This is a genomic window from Janthinobacterium sp. GW823-FHT03B06 (genome assembly GCF_058796955.1).
In genome coordinates this window covers 155,257-170,747 of record NZ_JBXAJE010000002.1, presented here as the reverse complement: position 1 = coordinate 170,747, position 15,491 = coordinate 155,257, and the positions used below count along the sequence as shown (strand labels likewise).

Below are 15,491 nucleotides of genomic sequence, written 5' to 3'. Positions count from 1 at the left end.
TCCTCGTGTTTGATCTGCATGGGCGGCAGCGTGGCGAAGCTGTTAAACTGCCGCTTATTGATGTGATATTGCAATTTAACAAGCAAGGAAATACGATGGCTAAGAAAGAAGAGCTCGATCCGGAAACCCTGGAGTTGATCAACTGGTGTATCGAGGTCGAAGGCTTCCTCGTGGCCGGCGGCGCCACCGTGGCGCAGGCGCAGGATCACATCGAAGAGCAGGTCGAGTGGTTTACCGACCAGTTCTACGACGGCTTGACGCCGGAAGAGGCGGCCAAGGAAGCCTTGGCCTGACCTTTTAAACACGACTTACAGCGGGCGGTGCCTGCCGGGCACAGCCCGGTAGCGCCGCCCGTTTTGCTTTTCTGAAAAGATTTCCATCGGGCAATTAAATTTCCTATTCACTCCAGGCACCCATGACACTCCGTTCACGCATTCTCCTCCTGTGTTTCAGCACCTTGCTGGGCATCGTCCTCATCGCTTCCTTCTCCCTGTATTCCCTGCGCCAGACCATGATGGCCGAGCGCGTCGAGCAATTGACGGTGCTGGTCGAATTGGCCAACGCATCCGTGGAAAAGGCGTACGCGCTGGAACAGTCGGGCAAGCTCACGCGGGAGCAGGCCCAGCAGCAGGCCAAGCTGGCCATCGGCAGCTTCGTCAAGGACGAAATGTATTACTTTGTGCGCGATTTCAGCACGGACTTGCTGTACGTGCATCCGAATGCGTCGCGCATCGGCACGCCGCAAAAGAACATGAAGCAGTCGGGCGACCGCTACCGCGCCGCGCTGGCCAACAGCCGCATCGGCCTCGTGCAGGCGGACGGCACGCGTCCGGGCGTGCCCGACCCCGTGGCGAAGATGTATGCCGTGGTGAAATTTGCACCGTGGGACTGGCTGATCGGCACGGGCACGTATATCGATGACATCAACCACAAATTCTGGGCCCAGGCGGGCGTGCTGCTGGCCATCGGCGGTGCGCTGATGCTGGTGGTGGGCGCGCTGGCGGCCCTGATGCTGCGCCGCATCCTGGCCCAGCTCGGCGGCGAACCCGACTATGCCGCCGCCATCGTGGCGCAAATCGCCCAGGGCGACCTGACCACGCAGATCGACACGCGTCCCGGCGATACGTCCAGTCTGTTGATGGCCATCAAGGCCATGCGCGACAACCTGGCGCATCTGGTGAGCCAGGTGCGCAGCGATGCGGAATCGATTTCCACGGCATCGGGCGAGATCGCCTCGGGCAACCACGACCTGTCGGCGCGCACGGAGCAGCAGGCGGGATCGTTGGAAGAAACGGCCTCGACCATGGAAGAAATGACCTCGACCGTGCGCCAGAATGCGGACAATGCGCGCCAGGCCAACCAGCTGGCCATTTCTGCCTCGCAAGTGGCGACGCAGGCCGGCGGCGTGGTGAGCCAGGTGGTCGACACCATGGGCGCCATCAATGCCTCGTCGAAGAAAATCGGCGACATCATCGCCGTCATTGACGGCATCGCCTTCCAGACGAATATCCTGGCCCTGAATGCGGCCGTGGAAGCGGCGCGCGCGGGCGAGCAGGGCCGTGGTTTCGCCGTCGTGGCCAGCGAGGTGCGCAACCTGGCTCAGCGCTCGGCCAGTGCCGCCAAGGAAATCAAGCAATTGATCGACAGCTCCGCCGAGCAAGTGGGCGCCGGTGAAAAACTGGTGGCGCTGGCGGGCGAGACGATGGAAAAAGTCGTCTCCAGCGTGCAGCACGTGACCGATATCGTGGCCGAGATTTCCTCGGCCAGCGCCGAGCAGAGCGCCGGCATCGAGCAGATCAACCAGGCCATCGTCGAGATGGATAACATGACGCAGCAAAACTCGGCCCTGGTCGAGCAGGCATCGGCGGCAGCGCAGGCCATGAACGAGCAGGCGGCCGGGCTGGCGCAGATCGTCAGCGTGTTCAAGGTGGGCGCCGTGGCGCCGGCCGCGGCGCAGCGGCGCCTGACGCGCTAGCCGCTTTTTATCTGTCACGGGGGAACTTATCCCCGGCTCACCTGTCCAAACTTTTTCGTCCGCAATGGATGCACAGAAGAGGTGAGCATGACAGAAGGTTTTTCCTATCACGCGGCATTTGCCCGCAACCTGGGCTGGGTCACGCAGGCGGAGCAAAACAGCTTGCGCGGCAAGCGCGTGGCCATCGCGGGCATGGGCGGCGTGGGCGGCGTGCACTTGCTGACCCTGGCGCGGCTGGGCATCGGCGCCTTCCACATCGCCGATTTCGACACCTTCGATATCGCCAACTTCAACCGCCAGGCCGGCGCCATGATGTCGACCCTGGGCCAGCCCAAGGTGGCCGTATTGGCGCAGATGGCGAAGGACATCAATCCCGAACTGGAGATTAAACAATTTCCCGACGGCATACACGACAGCAACCTGGCGGAGTTCTTTGCCGGTGTCGACCTGTACGTGGATGGCCTGGATTTCTTTGCCTTCCCCGCGCGCCAGGCCACCTTCGCCACGTGCGCGCGCCTGGGCATTCCCGCCATCACGGCCGCGCCGCTGGGCATGGGCACGGCCGTGCTCAGCTTCATGCCGGGCGGCATGACGTTCGAAGAGTATTTTGGCTGGGGCGACTTGCCCGAAGAAGAGAAGGCCCTGCGCTTCCTCGTCGGGCTGGCGCCGTCCGGCTTGCACGGCCCGTATCTGGTCGACCCGTCCGCCATCAACCTGAAGGAGCGGCGCGGACCGTCGACCATCATGGGCTGCCAGCTGTGCGCGGGCGCGGCCGCCACGGAAGCCTTGAAAATCCTGTTAAAACGGGGCAAGGTGATGGCGGCACCGCACGGCGTGCATTTCGACGCCTACCGCAACAAGCTCGTGCATACTTGGCGTCCAGGCGGCAACCGTCATCCGCTGCAGCGCCTGACGATGGCCATCATCAAGCGGCGCCGCGCCGCACAGGGGGCATAAATGGCGCAAGCATTGCTGAACGATCCCGTGCTGGAAAACATCCTCGAGCAGGCGCGCTGGGCGCCCAGCGGCGACAATACGCAGCCGTGGCGCTTTGAAGTCGTCGACCAGCGGCACGTGGTCGTGCATGGTTTCGATACGCGCAGCCATTGCGTGTATGACCTCGACGGCCATCCCAGCCAGCTGTCGCTGGGTGCCTTGCTTGAAAGCATGGCACTGGCGGCCAGCTGTCACGGCTTGCGCATGGAAGCGCGCCGGCGTTTGTCCATGCCCGACACCTTGCCCACCTTCGATGTACGGCTGGTCGACAGCCCGGGCATGCTGCCCGATCCGCTGGCGGCCTTCCTGCCCCGGCGCAGCGTGCAGCGGCGCCGGCTCAGCACGCGCAGCCTGCGCGCCAGCGAAAAGGCGGCATTGGCGGCCAGCTTGCCGCCCGGCTACGGCGTGCAGTGGTTCGAAGGCGGGCGCGCGCGCCTGGCCTGCGCGCGGCTGATGTTCGACAATGCGAAGCTGCGCCTGACCATGCCCGAAGCGCACAAGGTGCACCGCGACGTGATCGAATGGGGGGCGCGCTTCAGTGCCGACCGCATCCCGGAGCAGGCGCTCGGCGTCGATGCCATGACGGCGCGGCTGATGCGCTGGGTCATGCACAGCTGGCGCCGCGTGGATTTTTTTAATACTTGGCTGGGAGGCACCATTGCCCCGCGGCTGCAGATGGACTTGCTGCCGGGCCTGTATTGTGCCGCGCATTTCGTGCTGCTGGCCGATGCGCCGCCGCGCCATATCGACGATTACGTGGCGGCCGGCCGCGCCATGCAGCGCTTCTGGCTGACGGCCACGCAACTGGGACTGCAATTGCAGCCGGAACTGACGCCGCTGATCTTTGCCCGCTACGTGCGCGAACGGCGCGCCTTTTCGCGCACCGATGGCATGCAGGACATGGCGCAGGAGCTGGCCGTGCAATGCCAGGGCGTGCTGGGGGCGGCGGCGGTCGAGCGGGCCGTGTTCCTAGGGCGCATCGGCGCCGGGCCGGCGGCCAGTGCGCGCTCGCTGCGCCGTCCGCTGCAAGACTTGCTGGTGGCGCCCACGGCTGGGCCGTGAGGCGTGACTCCCTGTGCGTTCAGCGCCGCCGCCGTGGCGCCAGGGCAGCCAGCGCCGCCAGACCCGCCACCAGCAGCGGCAAGGTGCCAGGTAGCGGTATCGGCGTGTCCGTCGGCACATAGGCCAGTTCGGAACTGTTCAGCATGTTCAATACCAGGGTATAGCTGCCTGCCACCAGATTGTCCGTGACGGCGCCATACTGCCCGCCGCACGTCGTGCCGATGCCGGTGCCCGTGGGCGCGCCGCAGCCGCCGGGATCGTAGGTGAACACGCTGCCGCTGGTCAGCGGCGTTTGTGCGTATCCTGTGTTGAGGCTGGCGGCGTCGGCCAGTTCGGTGCCGCCCAGGATGCCGGAGCCCAGGTTGCCGTCGGGGGCCCAGTTGAAGACGATCTGGCCATGTTCATCGATGATGGTAAACGTCATCGCCATATTCGTCGTGGCCGCCGAGCCCGTGCCGGCCAGGGCATCGAGGTACAACTGCATGAAAGGCAGGGCCTGGAAGTCGAAGGCCAGGGTCGCGCCCGGTTGGCCGACGACGAAATTGACGGTCATCGCGGTACTGGAACCGTTGCGTCCCGAGGCGTCGGCGCTGCCGCCGCCCGCGAGAAAGGTTTCCGCCGCATTCACCGTGTGCGTACTGGTCGAGCCTGGTGGAAAGGGGGGGATTTGCGAGGTGACGATCTGCGCCTCGCCGCGCGCAAACGAGGCCGTGCCCATGCCTTGTTGCGTAAAATCATTTTCCCCCTTGGTGACGGCGCCGCGTGTCGCTTGCTGCGCATCGATCTCGTTGCTGCCGCCGTGGATGACGCTGCTGCCATTGAGCGTGGCGGTGGTGCGCGACAGGTCGATATTGCTGACCAAGGTGGTGGAGCCGGTGGGGTTGCTGATGACGAGGCCAAAGACGCTGGTGTACGAATAGCCATAGGCGGCGGCGCCGGCAGTGCCGCTGCTGGCCAGCAACAGCAAGGCCAGCAAGGCCGTTGGCAAGCGGGTACAAGAAAATGTAGTCATGAAAATCCTCATCTGCCGGGCGGCCGCGTTGTAAGGAAAACCGACAGGCTTGCCACATAAAAAAAGGCGAGGAGACTCCCTCGCCTGTAAATCCCCCTGTTGCCTGGTTCAGGCGGCAACCTTGCGGCGGCGGGCATAGCCCAGGCCAGCCAGGCCCAGACCCAGCAGTGCCAGAGTGCCAGGTTCCGGCACCGCCTGTTTCACCAGGTCCACGCTTTCCACCGCATTCAAGGTCAAGGTGTAGTTGCCGGCCGTTAAAGCATTGCTGACGGAGCTGAAGTTGCTGCCGCAGCCCGTACCCACGCCCGTGCCCGTGGGCGTGCCGCAGCCGGAAGGGTCGTAGGTGAACAGGTTGCCGCGCGTCAGGAAATTGGTCGCCAGACTGGTGTTCAGGTTGGCGCCGTCGGCGTTTTCCGTGCCACCGAAGATGCCCGAGCCGATCACGCCATCGGGCGTCCAGTTGAACACCGTCAGGCCCGCCGCATCCGTGATGGTGAAGGTGACGACCAGGTTGGCCGTGGCCGTGGACAACTGGCCGACCGTGCTTTGCAGGAAGACCTGCATGAAGGGCGACGCCAGGAAGTCAAAGCTCAGCGTCGCCGTGGGCGAACCGACGACGAAATCGACGGAAAAACCCGTGGTCGAGCCATTGCGCCCGGAGGCATCGGCCGTACCGGCAGGGCCGCCCAGATGGGCTTCGGCCACGTTCACCACCTGGGTGGAGGTGGAGCCGGGCGGGAACGACGGGAACTGCGTGCTGACGATCTGCGCATCGCCGCGCGAATAGGTGCCAGTGGGGCCTTGCTGGGTGAAGTCGTTTTCGCCCTTGGTGACGGCACCGACGTTGGCGCGCGGCGCGTCGAGCGAACCGGCGCCGCCGTTGATGACGCTCACGCCGTTCAGGGTGGCCGTGCTGCGCGAAATCGTGGTGCTGTTGGCCACCGTGATCTGGCCCGTCGGCACGGCGATGACCAGGCCGAAGATGTTGTTGTAGGAATAGCCGTAGGCGCCCGCTTGTGCGCTACCGGCCGCGCACAGCATGGCCAGTGTCGCTGCCGCCGGGAGCAGTTTCAGTTTAGAAAGTTTCATGTCATTCACCTCGTGGTTGAGTGAGTCTGGAAGTCTTGCCTGAGTCCTGTCGGCAGGTGCTCATGGCCAGACTTAAGCGACTTCCATGCCAACGCATGAGGTTCTTTTGAAATCAATGACTTGGCGTGCTTTTGTTGACACAGTGCAGGTGTTGCCGGACGCGTTGTAAGAAAAACCGACGGCGCCCCTCAAGGCTGGCTACCACGGGGCGACGAGCCCAGCAGGGCGTGCAGATGGGGCAGCAAGCGTTGCCCTGGCACATAGTCGCGCATGGCCGTGGCCAGTTGACGCGCCGCCAGCCTGGCGCGGCCATCGTCGAGCATGCGCGTGGCGGCATGGCGCAGGGCGGTTTCCTGGAAACGGTCGGCGCGCAGCAGCAGGCCGGCGCCGGCGCCCGCGATGCCGTGCATGTTGAGGAATTGGTCGAGGTTGCCGGCGATGCCGATGACGGGTACGCCTGCCGTCAGCGCCTGCTGGCTGGTGGGGCTGCCGCCGTTGCAGATCACCAGGCTGGCGCGGCGGGCGGCCGCGTCGCCCGGCAGAAAGGGCGCGACATAGGCATTCGGCGGCACGGCATCGACGCGGATGGTGCCGGCCGTGGCCGCCAGCACGGTGACGGGCAGGGGCGCCAGCGCGCGCAGCACGCGCGGCAGCAATTGCCCCTGGCCCGAGCTGCCCAGCGTGACATAGACGATCGGCCGTCCGCTGCTCAGTTCCGGTCGCTGCCACCAGTCCGGCAAGTCGAGCGGCGGCGCCCAGATGATGGGGCCCAGGTAGTCGTGCGTGGGTGGCATGCCATGCGGCGGGAATAGCTGGGGAATATCGGCGTACAAGGTGCGGTCGGCATCCGTATAGATGCGCCGCAGGTCGCTGCCCAGCGATGGCAGGCCATGGCGTCGGCGCACGCGGTTCAGGGGGACGGCATGCGAGGCGAAGGCCAGCGGGCGGATCAGGCGGAACAGGGGATCGGCCAGCCAGATGGGCAGCACGCCCGTCAGGGGCAGGCTGGGCACCGTGTAATGCTGGCGCACCCAGGGACTCCAGTAGGCGTTGCTGACGGTAATGTAGGGAATGTGCTGCAGGCGCGCGCTGACGGACAGCGACAGGCGAAAGTCGCCGATCACGAGATCGGGCTGGGCGGCATTGAGCAGGCGCAAGTCATCTTCCACGTACGCGTGCAAGGTGCTTTCCGTATAGACGGGCTTGCCGTGGGCCAGCGCCTGCAGAAATTGCAGTGATGAAATGCTGTCGATGCGCCAGCGGCGGAAGTGGGCTTGCCTGAAACAAAAGTCATACCCATCGGCGCAGGCAAAGTGCACTTCGTACGCTTCCTCGTCCAGGCCCTGGGCCAGGCTCAGTGGGCGGCCAACATGGGCCAGGGTCACTGCCTCGGCCATAAAGAGGATTTTCTTGCGCGCCATAGGGTCGCTTGCACTCGTGCTGTAGGGGATGCCTGCCAAGTTGGAGTGGCGCCACGCCGTTTAGTTCCCCTGCAGCGTGCCACTGGCGGGCGCCAGGATTTGGCCGCATCGGCTAGAGTGGGGCAAAGGAGGCCACCATGCAGCCACAATTCCGTTTTTCCCCGCTGCGTGCACACAGCACGCCCGAACCCGATATGCCGCCACCGCCGGAAGGCGATCCCCTCACGCCGCCGCCGGAACAGCCGCCGCACATCGACCCCGTGCCGGTCGAGGAGCCAACGCCGCCGCCACCGCCCGTGAAAATGCATTGAGCGGTTTTCGTGCCATGGCGCCGCGCCAAGGCCTGCGGTGGGCAGGCGCGCGCCGTGTTTATTTCCAGTCAGAAATGGAAGGCGCGGGCCTCGCCGGAGGTACGCCATTTAAACAACAAAAATGCCCACAAATGTTGCCGAGTGGATACAAATCAAGCCCCAACTGTCGAGTGTCATGCGGCCGTCACGATTCTGTTCTTATAATGAGACATCATAAAAATTCTTGTACAGGAGACCATCGTGGGCAATTCCTTGCATAACAAAATCTACCTGGGCCGGCGGCCTGTGATCACCAGCAAACACCTCGTGGCGCTGGCCCTGGCGGGTGCCGTTGCTGGTTGCGGCCTCGCATGGCTGCTGCTGCGCAGCTACAAATAACGCTCATCACACGCGTGTTTCCGCCGCCTGGCCGCCTGGCCGGCGGCGGTAGATGCACGTTGCCTGTTGCCGATGCGCAGCGGGGCGCGTACCATGGGGGCCGAACACCTGGCCTTTTATGGAAAAGTAATGAAGAACGAGAAATTAACAACCGATGAATATGACGCGCTGGAGCAAGTTGCACGCGGCATCAAGACCGAGCGCCCCAGTGCTTGCGTTGCCCGCAATGCCAAGCGCCTGTCGGGCCTGAAGCTGCTCAGCTATGCACGCGATGGCCGTCTGTCCATCACCGATAAGGCGCAGCAACTGCTGTTCCTGCGCCGCTGCATCATGGGGCTGCGCGCCGTCGCCGCCGATCCGCTGACCAAGCTGGACACGGAAGTGGCTTACTTTCTGGGCAAGAAAGCCCACATCGTGGCGCGCGCCGAAGGCGAGGGCCACGACATTTCCGACAAGGGCCGCGAATCGCTGGCCGACATCGACAACCTGGGACTGTAACAGCCTGTCCCGGCAACCGGCCCCAGTGGCCGGTTTTCACATCCCCCTCATTTTTTCATTTTCCCCTTTGGAGAACACTTTGGACAGCGCGATGAACTGGTCGGCCCACGAACTGACGATGACGGTCCTGATGACGCCCGATATGGCCAACTTTTCCGGTAACGTGCATGGCGGCACCATCCTGAAATACCTCGACAGCGTCGCCTACGCCTGCGCCAGCCGCTATTCGGGCAGCTATGTGGTGACCCTGTCGGTAGACCAGGTGATGTTTTTGCAGCCTATCCACGTGGGCGAGCTGGTGACGTTCCTGGCCTCGATCAATTACACGGGCACGACGTCGATGGAAGTGGGTATCCGCGTGGTGACGGAAAACATCCAGCAGCGCCTGGTGCGCCACGCCAACAGCTGCTATTTCACGATGGTGGCCGTGGACGCCAACCGCAAGCCGGTGGCCGTGCCGCCACTGGTGCTCGAGACGCCGGAGCAGCATGCGCGCTTCGAGCAAGCCAAGCTGCGCAAGCTGTCGCGCCAGAAGGTGTCGAAGAAGTAAAGGCAATCGGCATAAAAAAACGGCCGCCAGAGCAATCTGGTGGCCGTTTTTTTTATTGCCTGCCGCCTGCTGGCGGCATGGCGCCGTGATTAACGGTCGCCGTAGCTGCGGCGTGCGCCGTCGGTGCTGCGCGGGTTGGAACCCTTGTAGCCGCCGCCGGTGCTCGGCGCGCCGTCCTTGCGCGGTGCGCCCGGCTTGCTGAACGTGCGTTGGCCTGGCTTCGCGCCGCCACGGTTGTCGCCTGGTTTCCAGCCGCCTGGACGGGCGCTCGAACGTGGCGCCGATGCCGTTTTCTTCGGCTCGAAACCTTCGATGACATTGACCGGGATCAATTGCTTGGTGAAGCGTTCGATGCGCTTGACGTTCATGCCTTCAGCGTGGTTCACCAGCGAGATGGCCAGGCCATTGCGGCCAGCGCGGCCGGTACGGCCGATGCGGTGGACGTAGTCTTCCGGGAACTTCGGCAGATCGTAGTTGAACACGTGGGTGATCGTCGGCACGTCGATGCCGCGGGCGGCAACGTCGGTGGCAACCAGCACTTTGACCTGGCCGCGGCGCATGCCGTCCAGGGTGCGGTTACGCGCGCCCTGATGCATGTCGCCGTGCAAGGCGGCAGCCGAGAAACCGGCGATGTTCAGGCGGTCGGCGATGGTGTCGGCGTCACGCTTGGTGGCGGTGAACACAACAGCCTGGTCCAGCGATTCGTCGCGCAGCAGGTGGTCCAGCAGGCGATTCTTGTGCGACAGATCGTCGACGAAGTGCACGCGCTGGGTGATGTTTTCATGCTTGTTGCTCGAGCTTGCCACCTGGATGACCAGCGGGTTTTTCGTGATGCGGCGGGCCATGTTGCCGACGACGCCGTCCAAGGTTGCCGAGAACAGCATGGTTTGACGGCCTTCCGGCGTCGCTTCCACGATTTTTTCGATGTCGTCGATGAAACCCATGTCCAGCATGCGGTCGGCTTCGTCCAGCACCAGGATTTCCAGTTGCGAGAAGTCGATCTTGCCCGAATCCATGTGGTCGATCAGACGGCCAGGGGTGGCGACCAGGATCTCAGGATTCTTGGCCAGCAATTGCATCTGTTTCGGGTAAGGCATGCCGCCCAGAATCGACACAGCCTTGATGCGGCGGATGCCGGTGCTGTACTTGTCGGTGTTGGTGGTCACTTGCAGGGCCAGTTCGCGCGTTGGCGTCAGTACCAGCATTTTTGGCTGGGCAGCCTTGAAGCGTGGACGCTCGCCGCGGGCGCGCGATGCTTGCATTTCCTGGTTCGGCGTCTTGCCGGCGGCACTTTGTTCGGCGCTGGCCAGTTTGTGCAGCGACGGCAGCATGAAAGCTGCGGTCTTGCCCGAACCGGTCTGCGACGAGACCAGCAGGTCACGGCCTTCGATCGCGGCTGGAATCGCTTGCGACTGTACCGCGGTTGGCGCGGTGTAGCCCGATTCGGTCAGAGCGGCGATGATGGACGGATGCAGGCCTAAGGATTCAAATGTCATTCTTTTCTTTCGTAAAAATCAGCGTTCTTGCAAAAAGCAGAACGCAAAATAGCAACGCCAACCAAAACGAAATGACTCAACTAAAAAGAAATTTCGGCACAAAAGCTTTGCGCCGGGACGGTGTCAGGTGCGACACACAAGGCGGGAGGGCTTTATAAGCGGCATCCTGTGGATGCGCTAAGGCTTGCGAAGCTGCTAAGTTTGTAGTGCATGACTGCGGTGTTGCCATCGCTTCAAGGGAACATATTGCAGCGCACAACGACACTATACCGTATTTGCCGCCGTTTTGCACGGGCTAAATGGGAAGAAACGCAAGTCCTACCACGTTTTGAAGATGTTTCCTATCTGAAATCAGTAGGAATACGTAGATTTCGCCCGTTTAATTGAGCATGGCCACGATGTCGGCGGGCAGCGGCGGCGCCTGCCGTGCAGGCCGGGCTCCAGCTGATACATTCCCTTGGCATGCCGCCAGGTCGGCACACGTCACCGCATTACTCCACTTCGGGATTGACCGCCATCACTTGTGAAAAACCGCCATCGACGTAGGTGATCTCGCCCGTGATGCCCGACGCGAGGTCGGACAGCAGGAAGGCGGCCGTGTTGCCGACCTCTTCGATGGTGACGTTGCGGCGCAGCGGGGCGTGCTCGGCCACGAAGCCCAGCAGCTTGCTGAAATCCTTGATGCCGGAAGCGGCCAGGGTCTTGATTGGGCCGGCGGAGATGCCGTTGGCGCGGATGCCGCGCGGGCCCAGCGATTCGGCCAGGTAGCGCACGGACGCTTCCAGCGACGCCTTGGCCAGGCCCATGGTGTTGTAGTAGGGCACGGCGCGCACGGCGCCCAGGTAGGTCAGGGTCAGGACCGAGGCGCCCGGATGCAGCAGGGGAAGGGCGGCCTTGGCCATGGCGGGAAAGCTGTAGGCGGAAATGTCGTGGGCGATGCGGAAGCTGTCGCGCGACAGGCCGTCGAGGAAGTCGCCCGCGATCGCCTCGCGCGGCGCGAAGCCGATGGCATGCACGAGGCCATCCAGATGTTCCCAGTGCTGCGCCAGGTCGCGGAAGACGGCGCTGATCTGTTCATCGCTGGACACGTCGCAGTCGAACACCAGTTCGCTGCCGAATTCCGCCGCAAATTCCGTGATGCGCTCCTTGAAGCGTTCGCCCACATAGGTGAAGGCGAGGGTGGCGCCTTCGCGGTGGCAAGCCTTGGCGATGCCATAGGCGATGGAGCGGTTCGACAGCAAGCCCGTGATGAGGATTTTTTTGCCTTGCAAGAAAGCCATGACGACTCCTGTCTGGGGTGGTGGGTCGGGCGGATGTACAACCGGCCGCGACAGCAAAGCTGTGGCGGCCGGTGAAGTGCGTCAATACAACTCAGGCGATCAGTGACGCGCTTTTGCCCGACTGTTACCGCCGCCACGCTGGATGCGCGGCTTCACCAGCGAGATCGGTGCCGTTTGCGCCTTGCCGCCCTTGGCGACGCGGCGCAGCGCTTTGGCGGCCCGTTCAGGACGGTCCGCTTCCAGCAGCATGGTGGCGCTGTCGGCGATTTCCTGGGTGATGTCGCTGTTCATCGTGGCCGAGGTTTTCGGCACGAGGATGGTGGAACCGGCGCGCAGGCTGGTGCGCTGGGGAATATTGTTGGCCTGGCGCAGCACGTCGGCCGTGGTGCCGAATTTCGACGCCAGGGTTTCGATGCGTTCGCGCGCATTGGTGATCTTGTGCGTGGTCCAGCTCGACAAGGCATGGCCCCATTGCGCCAGGTTGGTGGTGAACTTGGCGGCGTTTTCCTGCGGCAACAGAATCTTGGTCTTTTCGCCGCCGATGATGACGGGGCGGTTAAATTGCGGATTCAAGGCCTTGAATTCATCCATCGACAGTTCGGCCAGCTGGGCGGCGACGGTGATGTCGATGTCGCTGGTCTTGTCGATGGCCGTGAAATACGGCTGGTTGTCGACCACGGGCAGGGTCAGGCCGAACTGGGCCGGATTGGCGATGATGTTTTTGACAGCTTGCAGTTTCGGCACGTAGTTGCGCGTTTCGGCCGGCATCAGGTCGGCCAGGCTTTCGAAATCGGTCGGCTTGCCCAGTGCCTGATTTTTCTTGATGGCGCGCTGCACCGAACCTTCGCCCCAGTTGTAGGCAGCCAGGGCCAGTTGCCAGTCGCCAAACATGTCATACAGGCGCTGCAGGTATGTCAGGGCCGCATCGGTCGAGGCCAGCACGCCGCGGCGCTCGTCCTTGAACATGTTTTGCTTGAGGTTGAAATCGCGCCCCGTGGCGGGCACGAATTGCCACATGCCGGCCGCATTGGCACTGGAGAATGCCTGCGGGTTGAAGGCGGATTCGATGAACGGCAGCAAGGCCAGTTCCGTCGGCATGCCGCGCTTTTCCAGTTCCTGCACCACGTGGAAGATGTAGCGCGAGGCGCGTGCCGTGGTGCGGGCGATGTAGTCGGGGCGGGTGGCGTACCAGTTGACGTGATTCGCCACCAGCTGGTTGTTGATGTCGGGAATCGCATAGCCGCTGCGGATGCGGCCCCAGACGTCGGCTTCGCGCAGCGGATCGGAATTGTCGCTGAGGTTTTTCAGCAGACGGTCGGTCTTTTGCAGGCGGTTGTCGAGGGTGGGGAGTTTCGCCGTGACCTGGGCGGTCATCGGGATCAGGGCAGGTGCGGCGGCGGCGACTGGCGCGTTATCGCTCTCAACACCGGCTTCGTACGCCTGGCTGAGGGCGGGCGCAAGCGCCAGGGCCAACGCCGCCAGGACGGTAGATTTAAAGGAGTTTTCGTGCATAGTGTTCCATTGTTGTCGTCGGAGAAACATCGGACAGACCCATGATCAAGTTGCGAGTGTACGTATATCCACATGCCGGAGTCAAGAATTATGTCAGCATGATGACAGCACATAGGCGTCAATAGCGATGTTTCCAGTCGCTAATAATGCAATTATTACAAATTTAATTTGCCAGATGTGCGATTCGGCCGCTGTTATAGCATACATGGCGACGAGGCTGGCGCAAGCTTGGCGCCCGTCCGGTATGAGACTGCGCAAAGAGTGCGTACAATTTGGCTTTGGCCGGCCATTTGGCTGCCGGCTGCCTTATTGATAGAGAGTCAAGTATATGAACACCCCGCCGCGCCACGACGACGACAACGCCGTCATCATCGCCAATACCGTTGCCTGGCTGGAAAAGGCCGTGATCGGCCTGAACCTGTGCCCGTTCGCCAAGGCCGTGCACGTCAAGAAGCAGATCCGCTATGTGGTATGCGAGTCGGAGAACCCGGAAGATCTGCTGGCGATGCTGATGGACGAGCTGCAAACCCTGGCCGACACGGACCCCGAGCAGATCGACACGACCTTGCTGATCCACCCTTACACCCTGAACGATTTCCTCGACTACAACGAGTTCCTCGATGTGGCCGACGCGGCTGTAGAAGACATGCACCTGGCCGGCGAACTGCAAGTGGCCAGTTTCCACCCGCACTACCAGTTTGCCGAGACGTTCGAGGACGACATCAGCAACTACACCAACCGCTCGCCGTACCCGACCCTGCACCTGCTGCGCGAAGACAGCATCGAGCGCGCCGTCGAGGCCTTCCCGGAAGCATCGGAAATCTTCGACAAGAATATCGCCACCCTGGAAGCGCTGGGCGTCGAAGGCTGGGAAAAGCTCGGCTTGCCGAAGGTATCCTGATGGCTGACAAGGAATTGCCGCCGCGTCCAGACACGCCTTGCGTGGCCGTGTGCTCGACGACGTTCGATGAAATTTGCCGCGGCTGCGGCCGCACCGTGGTGGAAGTGGCCCACTGGGTGTCGATGACGGACGAGGAGAAGGAAGTGGTGTGGGTGCGCATCCTGGCGCAGGGGTATCCGCGCCGGAATACTTAGCTAACCCAAGGGCAACTGCTGGGGTCAGACCCCCTCACATGCCGGCGATGACTTTTGTGTGAGCGGCATTGAGGGTCTGACCCCGGTACTGTTGACGCTAGCGATCAATAACTACCGATAAAATCCTTCTTGCCCACTTCGATGCCATTGTGGCGCAGGATGTCGTACGCGGTCGTCGCGTGGAAGAAGAAGTGCGGCAGCGCGTAGTGGAACAGATAAGTCTGGCCCGTGAAGTGCTTGGTCTTTTCGCCGCTGCCGGTGGTGATGGCGCGCGTTTCGCTGCCGTCGATGTCCGCTTGCGGCAGGCTTTCCAGGAAGGCGATGGTTTTCACGATGCGCGCTTTCAGCTCTGCAAAGCTCTGTTCGCTGTCTTCATACGGCGGCACGGCCACGCCGGCCAGACGCGCGCCGCAGCCCTTGGCGAAGTCGGTGGCGATCTGGATCTGGCGCACGAACGGCAGCATGTCCGGGAACAAGCGGAATTGCAGCAGGGCGTTCGGGTCGATTTTCTTGTCTTGCGCGTGCGTTTCCGCCTTGTCCAGGATGGCGGCCAGGCTGCCCAGGATCTGTTTGAAGACGGGGATCGAAGCGGAGTAGATGGAGAAGGTCATGGTGGTTCCTCTAGGTAAAGTGGCGCGATGATAGCAAGCCGCGCGCTTTTTTGCTGGCGCCGCCCGGGCGCGCCGGCCCACGTGTGGTTTTTCAAGCCTGTCTATATAGCATGACCTGGATGCTGACACGTGTTTATTGGTGACTTTTCCCGCTTTTTCCATGCATAATTGCTTTTGAAAAAGTTTCTTCCCGCCTTGTCACCTG

17 protein-coding genes are annotated in these 15,491 nt (G+C 62.7%); 10 read left to right on the top strand and 7 right to left on the bottom strand.

Annotated elements, in window-relative coordinates:
- Positions 1-95 precede the first annotated feature (95 nt).
- The 4 genes from AC1RBA_RS06655 (at position 96) to AC1RBA_RS06640 (ending at position 4,033) form a co-directional block, all read left to right on the top strand.
- Positions 96-293, top strand: a complete 198-nt coding sequence (locus AC1RBA_RS06655; RefSeq protein ID WP_010399555.1) for a hypothetical protein — start codon at positions 96-98, stop codon at positions 291-293.
- Between the two features lie 122 nt (positions 294-415).
- Positions 416-1,975 (top strand): methyl-accepting chemotaxis protein, encoded by a 1,560-nt coding sequence (locus AC1RBA_RS06650; RefSeq protein WP_070223920.1) that lies wholly within the window; start codon positions 416-418, stop codon positions 1,973-1,975.
- A gap of 87 nt (positions 1,976-2,062) precedes the next feature.
- On the top strand, positions 2,063-2,932 hold the full coding sequence (locus AC1RBA_RS06645; protein WP_070223918.1) for a ThiF family adenylyltransferase: 870 nt from the start codon (positions 2,063-2,065) through the stop codon (positions 2,930-2,932).
- Positions 2,933-4,033 (top strand): nitroreductase family protein, encoded by a 1,101-nt coding sequence (locus AC1RBA_RS06640; RefSeq protein WP_492417318.1) that lies wholly within the window; start codon positions 2,933-2,935, stop codon positions 4,031-4,033.
- 19 nt (positions 4,034-4,052) lie between these two features.
- Here the strand turns inward: AC1RBA_RS06640 and AC1RBA_RS06635 are convergent, their stop codons facing one another.
- From AC1RBA_RS06635 to AC1RBA_RS06625, 3 genes are all read right to left on the bottom strand, one after another.
- Positions 4,053-5,045, bottom strand: coding sequence for an EDSAP-1 family PEP-CTERM protein (locus AC1RBA_RS06635; RefSeq protein WP_492417316.1), 993 nt, complete (start codon positions 5,043-5,045; stop codon positions 4,053-4,055).
- Between the two features lie 108 nt (positions 5,046-5,153).
- Positions 5,154-6,134 (bottom strand): EDSAP-1 family PEP-CTERM protein, encoded by a 981-nt coding sequence (locus AC1RBA_RS06630; protein WP_083287582.1) that lies wholly within the window; start codon positions 6,132-6,134, stop codon positions 5,154-5,156.
- A 188-nt stretch (positions 6,135-6,322) separates the two neighbouring features.
- Complete coding sequence (locus tag AC1RBA_RS06625; RefSeq protein WP_121670011.1) at positions 6,323-7,555, bottom strand: glycosyltransferase; 1,233 nt, start codon at positions 7,553-7,555, stop codon at positions 6,323-6,325.
- Positions 7,556-7,692: 137 nt separating this feature from the next.
- Here AC1RBA_RS06625 and AC1RBA_RS06620 point away from each other — a divergent pair, with 137 nt between their 5' ends.
- From AC1RBA_RS06620 to AC1RBA_RS06605, 4 genes are all read left to right on the top strand, one after another.
- On the top strand, positions 7,693-7,866 hold the full coding sequence (locus AC1RBA_RS06620; protein ID WP_175445159.1) for a hypothetical protein: 174 nt from the start codon (positions 7,693-7,695) through the stop codon (positions 7,864-7,866).
- Positions 7,867-8,106: 240 nt separating this feature from the next.
- Positions 8,107-8,244: a hypothetical protein gene (locus AC1RBA_RS06615; protein WP_162995739.1), complete on the top strand. Its 138-nt coding sequence runs from the start codon at positions 8,107-8,109 to the stop codon at positions 8,242-8,244.
- A gap of 129 nt (positions 8,245-8,373) precedes the next feature.
- The gene (locus tag AC1RBA_RS06610; protein ID WP_121670010.1) at positions 8,374-8,742 is read left to right on the top strand and encodes a hypothetical protein; all 369 of its coding nucleotides are present in this window, start codon (positions 8,374-8,376) and stop codon (positions 8,740-8,742) included.
- Between the two features lie 91 nt (positions 8,743-8,833).
- On the top strand, positions 8,834-9,292 hold the full coding sequence (locus AC1RBA_RS06605) for an acyl-CoA thioesterase (RefSeq protein ID WP_034750191.1): 459 nt from the start codon (positions 8,834-8,836) through the stop codon (positions 9,290-9,292).
- Positions 9,293-9,381: 89 nt separating this feature from the next.
- Here the strand turns inward: AC1RBA_RS06605 and AC1RBA_RS06600 are convergent, their stop codons facing one another.
- From AC1RBA_RS06600 to AC1RBA_RS06590, 3 genes are all read right to left on the bottom strand, one after another.
- Entirely contained in the window at positions 9,382-10,788 is a 1,407-nt protein-coding gene (locus AC1RBA_RS06600) for a DEAD/DEAH box helicase (RefSeq protein WP_035820280.1), read from the bottom strand.
- 491 nt (positions 10,789-11,279) lie between these two features.
- Positions 11,280-12,068 carry an enoyl-ACP reductase FabI gene (gene fabI / locus AC1RBA_RS06595; protein ID WP_070311433.1) on the bottom strand — a complete coding sequence of 263 codons (789 nt, stop codon included), beginning with the start codon at positions 12,066-12,068 and terminating at the stop codon, positions 11,280-11,282.
- Between the two features lie 99 nt (positions 12,069-12,167).
- Positions 12,168-13,580, bottom strand: coding sequence for a transglycosylase SLT domain-containing protein (locus AC1RBA_RS06590; RefSeq protein ID WP_070288666.1), 1,413 nt, complete (start codon positions 13,578-13,580; stop codon positions 12,168-12,170).
- 328 nt (positions 13,581-13,908) lie between these two features.
- Here AC1RBA_RS06590 and AC1RBA_RS06585 point away from each other — a divergent pair, with 328 nt between their 5' ends.
- Together AC1RBA_RS06585 and AC1RBA_RS06580 are read left to right on the top strand one after the other, a co-directional pair.
- Positions 13,909-14,481, top strand: coding sequence for a DUF1415 domain-containing protein (locus tag AC1RBA_RS06585; RefSeq protein WP_070311434.1), 573 nt, complete (start codon positions 13,909-13,911; stop codon positions 14,479-14,481).
- Complete coding sequence (locus AC1RBA_RS06580; protein WP_034749680.1) at positions 14,481-14,675, top strand: DUF1289 domain-containing protein; 195 nt, start codon at positions 14,481-14,483, stop codon at positions 14,673-14,675. Before AC1RBA_RS06585 ends, AC1RBA_RS06580 begins: the two co-directional genes overlap by 1 nt.
- 104 nt (positions 14,676-14,779) lie before the next feature.
- Here the strand turns inward: AC1RBA_RS06580 and AC1RBA_RS06575 are convergent, their stop codons facing one another.
- The gene (locus AC1RBA_RS06575) at positions 14,780-15,286 is read right to left on the bottom strand and encodes a DUF1993 domain-containing protein (RefSeq protein WP_034779265.1); all 507 of its coding nucleotides are present in this window, start codon (positions 15,284-15,286) and stop codon (positions 14,780-14,782) included.
- Positions 15,287-15,491: the final 205 nt, after the last annotated feature.

Bases quoted from the DNA above. Each gene is read 5' to 3' on its own strand.
- AC1RBA_RS06590 (WP_070288666.1), bottom strand. From the start codon at position 13,580: ATGCACGAAAACTCCTTTAAATCTACCGTCCTGGCGGCGTTGGCCCTG.
- AC1RBA_RS06645 (WP_070223918.1), top strand. From the start codon at position 2,063: ATGACAGAAGGTTTTTCCTATCACGCGGCATTTGCCCGCAACCTGGGC.
- AC1RBA_RS06635 (WP_492417316.1), bottom strand. From the start codon at position 5,045: ATGACTACATTTTCTTGTACCCGCTTGCCAACGGCCTTGCTGGCCTTG.
- AC1RBA_RS06620 (WP_175445159.1), top strand. From the start codon at position 7,693: ATGCAGCCACAATTCCGTTTTTCCCCGCTGCGTGCACACAGCACGCCC.
- AC1RBA_RS06625 (WP_121670011.1), bottom strand. From the start codon at position 7,555: ATGGCGCGCAAGAAAATCCTCTTTATGGCCGAGGCAGTGACCCTGGCC.
- AC1RBA_RS06655 (WP_010399555.1), top strand. From the start codon at position 96: ATGGCTAAGAAAGAAGAGCTCGATCCGGAAACCCTGGAGTTGATCAAC.
- AC1RBA_RS06650 (WP_070223920.1), top strand. From the start codon at position 416: ATGACACTCCGTTCACGCATTCTCCTCCTGTGTTTCAGCACCTTGCTG.
- AC1RBA_RS06640 (WP_492417318.1), top strand. From the start codon at position 2,933: ATGGCGCAAGCATTGCTGAACGATCCCGTGCTGGAAAACATCCTCGAG.
- AC1RBA_RS06580 (WP_034749680.1), top strand. From the start codon at position 14,481: ATGGCTGACAAGGAATTGCCGCCGCGTCCAGACACGCCTTGCGTGGCC.
- AC1RBA_RS06585 (WP_070311434.1), top strand. From the start codon at position 13,909: ATGAACACCCCGCCGCGCCACGACGACGACAACGCCGTCATCATCGCC.
- fabI (WP_070311433.1), bottom strand. From the start codon at position 12,068: ATGGCTTTCTTGCAAGGCAAAAAAATCCTCATCACGGGCTTGCTGTCG.
- AC1RBA_RS06575 (WP_034779265.1), bottom strand. From the start codon at position 15,286: ATGACCTTCTCCATCTACTCCGCTTCGATCCCCGTCTTCAAACAGATC.
- AC1RBA_RS06600 (WP_035820280.1), bottom strand. From the start codon at position 10,788: ATGACATTTGAATCCTTAGGCCTGCATCCGTCCATCATCGCCGCTCTG.
- AC1RBA_RS06605 (WP_034750191.1), top strand. From the start codon at position 8,834: ATGAACTGGTCGGCCCACGAACTGACGATGACGGTCCTGATGACGCCC.
- AC1RBA_RS06610 (WP_121670010.1), top strand. From the start codon at position 8,374: ATGAAGAACGAGAAATTAACAACCGATGAATATGACGCGCTGGAGCAA.
- AC1RBA_RS06630 (WP_083287582.1), bottom strand. From the start codon at position 6,134: ATGAAACTTTCTAAACTGAAACTGCTCCCGGCGGCAGCGACACTGGCC.